The 5,952-nt window shown below is 66.5% G+C and carries 3 protein-coding genes; 1 reads left to right on the top strand and 2 read right to left on the bottom strand.

All coding sequences use genetic code 11. The features are described 5' to 3' along the window. Positions 1-301: 301 nt before the first annotated feature. Both ACH65_RS16000 and ACH65_RS15995 read right to left on the bottom strand, forming a co-directional pair. Positions 302-2,719 carry a glucose/quinate/shikimate family membrane-bound PQQ-dependent dehydrogenase gene (locus ACH65_RS16000; RefSeq protein WP_049623624.1) on the bottom strand — a complete coding sequence of 806 codons (2,418 nt, stop codon included), beginning with the start codon at positions 2,717-2,719 and terminating at the stop codon, positions 302-304. Positions 2,720-2,808: 89 nt separating this feature from the next. Then, positions 2,809-4,047: a carbohydrate porin gene (locus ACH65_RS15995; protein ID WP_237561547.1), complete on the bottom strand. Its 1,239-nt coding sequence runs from the start codon at positions 4,045-4,047 to the stop codon at positions 2,809-2,811. A gap of 701 nt (positions 4,048-4,748) precedes the next feature. Between ACH65_RS15995 and ACH65_RS15990 the strand changes: the two genes are divergently transcribed. Further along, the gene (locus ACH65_RS15990; RefSeq protein ID WP_049623623.1) at positions 4,749-5,699 is read left to right on the top strand and encodes a LysR family transcriptional regulator; all 951 of its coding nucleotides are present in this window, start codon (positions 4,749-4,751) and stop codon (positions 5,697-5,699) included. Positions 5,700-5,952: the final 253 nt, after the last annotated feature.

The raw sequence follows: 5,952 nt of genomic DNA, 5'->3' as shown, positions 1-5,952 counted from the left end.
GGAACGGGGGCAAGATCACAGGCGATGGCGCGCGAGTCAGCGCGCCATCGACTTCGTGCACGACGCCTTCGCCCACCTGAAGGCCATCGCGGTGGACGCGGGCGGGCGCGAGCTGCTGACGATCGCCGGGATCGAGCCGGACGCCGGGGTGGTCGACGCTCGGCGGCGTCGCGGTTCATCGCCTCGGCCAAGACCAGGCAGTGGCAGTGGGAGGCGCTGGTGCCGATGCTTGGCCAGCGAGAGGCGAGCACCGGGAGGAAGCCGCGCATCTTCCGCGCGGTCCCTCCCGTTCCGTTCATTGTCAGCGCCTGTCGGGCAGCGCGTAGGCGATCACGTAATCGCCGCGATCCGGCGACTGGCGGGCGCCGCCGGCGGAAATGACGATGTACTGCTTGCCGGTCTTGGGCGAGACATAGGTCATCGGGCCGCCTTGGCTGCCGACCGGCAGGCGGCCTTTCCAGACTTCCTTGCCAGTGGCGCTGTTGTAGGCGCGCAGGTAGTAGTCCTGAGTGCCGGCGATGAACACCAGACCGCCCTGGGTCGAGAGCGTGCCGCCGAGCGTAGGCATGCCGATGGGCATCGACATGTGCATCTTGATGCCGAACGGGCCGGTGTCCTGGACCGTGCCGACCGGCACCTGCCAGATGATCCGGCGGGTCTTCAGGTCGATAGCGCTGAGCGTGCCGAACGGCGGCTCCTGGCAGGGGATGCCCAGCGGCGACAGAAAGCGGTTCTTGTTGACCGCGTAGGGCGTGCCCTTGAGCGGCACCGCGCCCATGCCGGTGTTGACCGCCTCGCCGCCGCTGGAGGAGCCGCTCTTGTTGGCCGAGGGAATCATCTGCTCCCACAGGCCTAGGCGCATGTCGTTGACGAAGATGAGGTCATGCACCGGGTCGGTGGAGATGCTGCCCCAGTTCATGCCGCCCAGCGAGCCGGGGAAGCTCAGCGCCACGTCGGTGCCCGGTGCGGTGTACAGGCCCTCGTAGCGCATCTTCTTGAAGGCGATGCGGCAGGCCAACTGGTCGAACGGGGTGGCGCCCCACATGTCCGATTCGGTCAAGTGCTTGGTGCCGATCTGCGGCATGCCGACCGACAGCGGCTGGGTGAGCGAATACTGCTCGCGCGGGATGTCCGCGGGCTTGACCGGCACTTCCTTGACCTCGGTCAGCGGCCTGCCGGTGACGCGGTCGAGCACATAGATCTGCCCGGCCTTGGTGCCGACCACCACGGCCGGCACGTGGCGGCCGTCGTCCATGGGGAAGTCGACCAGGCTCGGCTGCATCGGCACGTCGAAGTCCCACAGGTCGTTGTGGACGGTCTGGAACACCCACTTCTCGTTGCCGGTGCTCGCGTCCAGGGCCAGGATCGAGGCGCCGTACTTGTGGTCCAGCGCGGTGCGCTCGGCGCCGTACAGATCGGTCGAGGAACTGCCCATCGGCAGGAATACGGTGTTGGAGGCGGGGTCGTAGGACATCGGTGCCCACGAGTTGGGCGTGCTGCGCACGTAGTGCCGGCCTGGAGACGGCGCCTGCTTGTCCTGTGGGTTGCCCGGGTCGAAGGCCCAGCGTTGCGCACCGGTGATCACGTCGAAGCCACGGATCACGCCGCCCGGCATGTCGGTCTGCACGTTGTCGGCGACGCGGCCGCCCACCACCACGGTGGTGCCGGCCATGGTCGGTGCCGAGGTGAGCTGGTAGAACGGGTCGGGCGCGTCGCCCAGGCCCGCCTTGAGCTTCACCTGGCCGTTGTCGCCGAAGCCCTGGCAGAACGCGCCGGTGTCGGCGTCGACGGCAATCAGGCGGGCGTCGGTGGTGTTGGTCAGCAGCCTGCGCTGGCAGTTGGCGCCGGCCGGCACTGCTGCCGGCGGCACCGGCGAGGCGCCGGCCACGGTCGGCTGCTGCAAGGGTGCGGTGGCGTCGAAGTAGGCCAGGCCGCGGCAGCGCTGCCACACCTTGGACTGGGCGTTGATCTCGCGCTTCCACAGCTGCCGGCCGGTGCCGGCGTCCAGGGCGATGATGTTGTTGTGCGGGGTGCACAGGAACAGCTTGTCGCCCACTTGCAGCGGGGTTTCCTGGTCCTCGGCCCCGTTGCCGTCGCTGAGCGCGACGTCGCCGGTGTGGTAGGTCCAGGCGACCTGCAGCCGGCCGACGTTGCCGCGGTTGATCTGGTCCAGCGCCGCGAAACGGCTGCCACCAGGGGTGTTGCCGTAGTACGCCCAGTCCTTCTGGGCGTGGGCCGGGTCCACCGGCGTCAGGGCCGGACCGTCGCCGGCGGCGGCGACCGGCGGGTGCGGTATGAACATGCCCGCGAAGCCTGCCGCCAGCGCCATGGCCAGCACTGCCGCCAACGCATAGGTGCCGCGGCCGCCCGCCTTGCGCTTGAGGGCCGGGTAGAGCAGCGCCACCAGCAGGGCGAAGCCGGCGAAGGTCATCAGGCGCGAGACCAGCGCCCAGAAATCCAGGCCGGCGTCGGCCAAGGCCCAGGCCACGGTGAGGACGAAGGCCAGGCCGTAGAGCTTGGCCCCCAGTGGCCGCTCGGTCACGATGAGGCCGCCGGACACCAGCATGGCAAGGCCCATCAGCAGGAAATACCAGCTACCGCCTAGGGTGGCGAGCCGGACACCTCCGATCAGCAGGGCCAGCCCCGACATGGCGATGATCAGGCCGACCAACCTCGCCAGCCATGTGGAGACGCCGCCGGCGTCCGTCGAATCGTTCATGGTGAACCTCACTTCAGCTTGCTTGCCATGGCCGCATGCGTGCATGCGGCCGCGTTTCGAGAGGCGCCGATGCAGGCCTGGCGCCCCGGTCAGAACACGATCTTCAACTGCAGGCCCACGGCGACCACGTTGGGAACGTGCTGGTACGAATAGGCGCCGGGATGGATCACGTACTGGACGTCCGGGCGCACCAGCAGCCAGGACGTGGCCTGCCAGCCGTAGCTGAGTTCAAGCACGCTCTCGGCGTTGGCGAGGGTGTCCAGGAAGGCGTCCTGGACGATGCCGCGGTTGTCCTGCCGGTGGGCCTGCACCAGCCTGGGATTGATCACCGCGCGCACGTAACCGAGCGCGACCGTGTCCTGGTCGCGGCCGGGGAACGTGCCCTGGTAGATCGCGGCAAGCGCGTACCAGCGGGTGATCTGGGCGGTGGTCGGGTCGGCGTTGGTCCATTCGCCGGCCAGGGTCAGGCCGCGCCGGCTGTCCGCATGCTCGTGGTAGACCTCCTGGGTGCCCAGCACATAGAAGCCATGGCGTCCCTCGACTTCGCCCGCACGGCCTTTGCGCGGGGTCCTCGAGTTGTCGTAGTAGCCGCCGATCTTCAACTCGCCGAGGTACTCCGTCTTCTTGCCGGCGGGCGTGTGCAGATCCAGTTCGACCGGGAAGATCGCGCCGGTAGTGCCCCGCGCGTCGAGAGAAAAGGCGTGGGCCTTGGTGCTGTAGTCCGGGTTGACCTGGAAGGCGCCGACTTTGAGGTCGACGGTGGGAGAGAACGTCCACCTGGCCCGGACACCCCACCGCGAGTTGGGATAGTTGCCCCAGCCGCTGCCGCCGGAGAAGCTCAGGGAGTGGGCACAGAACGCGGCATTGACCAGGTCGCAGAGGATCGGCAGGCCGCCGAAGTCGTTGCCCATCGCCGAGAAGCCGAGCTTCACGTTCAGGCGATGGTCGAGCATGTCCTGGTCGTAGCTCAGCTCGGTGAGCTTGGCGAACTGGCTGCTGTAGACCTCCTGGATCGGCAGGCGGTTGCCGGTCAGGTCGGAAGACACGCCGCGGCCGGCGCGGTCGTTCAAGGTGAGATGGAAGGTACCCGCGCTCCAGCCGGCTAGCCTGCTCATGTCGAAGTCCGCGCCCAGCCTGATCTGCTGGGCGTAGCGGCTGCCCTGGCGCAGGCCACCGTGCGTCACCCGGAAGCTTTCCGATACGTAGTCGCCGCGCAGCGTCACGCCACGCTGTTGCCAGTCCCGGCGTAGGCCACCCCAATCGCCGGTCATGGTGTCGGCCAGGTCCTGGGCGTGGCTAATGCCGTTGGTGCAACCCAGCGACAGCAATAGTCCTCCCAGGGTGGCCGCAGGCAATGCCGGCCTTTTCAGTTTTTTATGGCTCCGCGCGGTTTCTAGCTCGACGGAATCGCACGGCGGGGAATCGCAATGGTCGTTCCGGACATTTATTACTTGGCGTTTGCAGCTTCCGGCCATGATTTCAGGCGTTTCCTTCCGGCACAAGGCAGCCTCCCGGTGAAAGGCATTCCCTGTTCTGGGTGAAAATGAAAATGCGCGTGCGCGTGCGCGTTGAGCATCGGCCGCCCGAAGGCGGACAGACGGCCATCCCGCAACTGTCCGGTGCCGAGTGGCAGGAGCATGCGACCAAATGTCCAGTTGGATTCCTGGTCGCCCCTGCGGCAATCTGCAGGTCTCGGCGTTCTACTCGCCTACACTTATTCTCCGTGCCGGACGATCATTCGGTCGTGCCCAATATCGGATGTCGCAATCGGCGATCGCCGGAAACCCCGGTCCCGTTCGAATGGCCGGCAATCTACTACCGGGGTCTGGCGCAAACAATTGCTGTCTCGGCAAGCAAGGTTTGCGGTATCCGCAATGGTGCTTCCTTGAGACGCGAATTAGCGTGGTGGCCGCCATGTTTCCATTCCCCTGGATGGCGTCCGGCGCACCTTGCGCGCAGCCTGCCTCCAAGGGCACGTGTCGCGCTTTGGGCGCAGAATGCGCACCACCCAGTAGTCTGACTTCCATACATGCACAAGCCCATCAATTTGTTGGCGCTGCGCATATTCGTGCGCGTGGCGACCCACATGAGCTTCTCCCGTGCTGCCGCCGAGTTGAACCTGCTGCCTTCCTCGGCATCCCGCCACGTAGCGGCGCTGGAGCATGCGCTGGGGCATCCCTTGTTCGTGCGCCATTCCCGTGCCGTGCATCTGACGGAGGCCGGGCGTCGCTATTACGAAGTCGTCCAGGATGCGCTCGAGCAGATCGACCAGGCCGGGGAGCATCTGGGCGACGAGGACGAGCCGCGCGGCCTGCTGCGGGTCAGCTCGCCGCCGGCTTTTGCGCGCAGGCACCTGGCCCCGATCCTGATGCGTTTCCAGGAGCGCTATCCGGCCGTCGAACTGGATCTGTGGCTGACGGACACCTTCGCCGACCCCGTGGAAGCCGGCATCGACGTGTCCATTCGCATCGGCGAGTTGAACGATTCGAGCATGATTTCCCGCCTGCTGGCGGTCCAACGGTTCGCCTTGTGCGCCTCGCCAGCCTATCTGGTGGCCTGCGGTCATCCCAGGAGGCCGGAGGACCTGCGTCGGCACAACTGCTTCGTCTATCAAGCCACCTACGGACCGCAGAAATGGCATTGCCGCAAAGGCAAGGGAAATTTCGCCTTGGTCGAGGTCGACGGCAATGTCCGCAGCAACTATGTGGAATACCTGCTGGAGCTGGCCAGGGCCGGCAAAGGCATCGTCTGTTTTCCTACCTGGCTGGTTTCGCGCTATCTGCAGCGCGGGGAGCTGACACCTCTCCTGGAATCCTGGACATGGGCACTCGAGCCGCAGGCGCTAGGCGTTCATGCGGTCTATCCGAGCAATCGCCAGCGTTCGCGCAAGACACAGACGTTCCTGCAGTTCCTGTCCAGGGAGATCGGCGAGCCTGCCTACTGGGACCGGTGGCGCGGCACTGCCGTGCCATCCGGGTGAGCGCCGGAGCGGTGGGGCGGAGCTGGATCACGGGGACGGCCGGACCCTGGTGTAGACGTAGCGAACAGTCTTGCCGCCGGACGGATGGGATTCCTCGTTGGTCGAGAGCTTCCCGTCACTGCGCAGGGCCATCCACACCTGCAGGTTAGGCCGTCCGCCTGCCCGGTTCGGATGCAGGCGACCGTGTCGTAGGCAATGCTCTCAACTTAAGCCAAGAACCGCTTGATCGCAGCCGCCTTGTCAGGCATTATGG

The sequence above is a fragment of the Frateuria defendens genome (genome assembly GCF_001182895.1).
Lineage (GTDB): Bacteria > Pseudomonadota > Gammaproteobacteria > Xanthomonadales > Rhodanobacteraceae > Frateuria_B > Frateuria_B defendens.
This window is presented reverse-complemented; position numbering and strand designations above follow the sequence as displayed.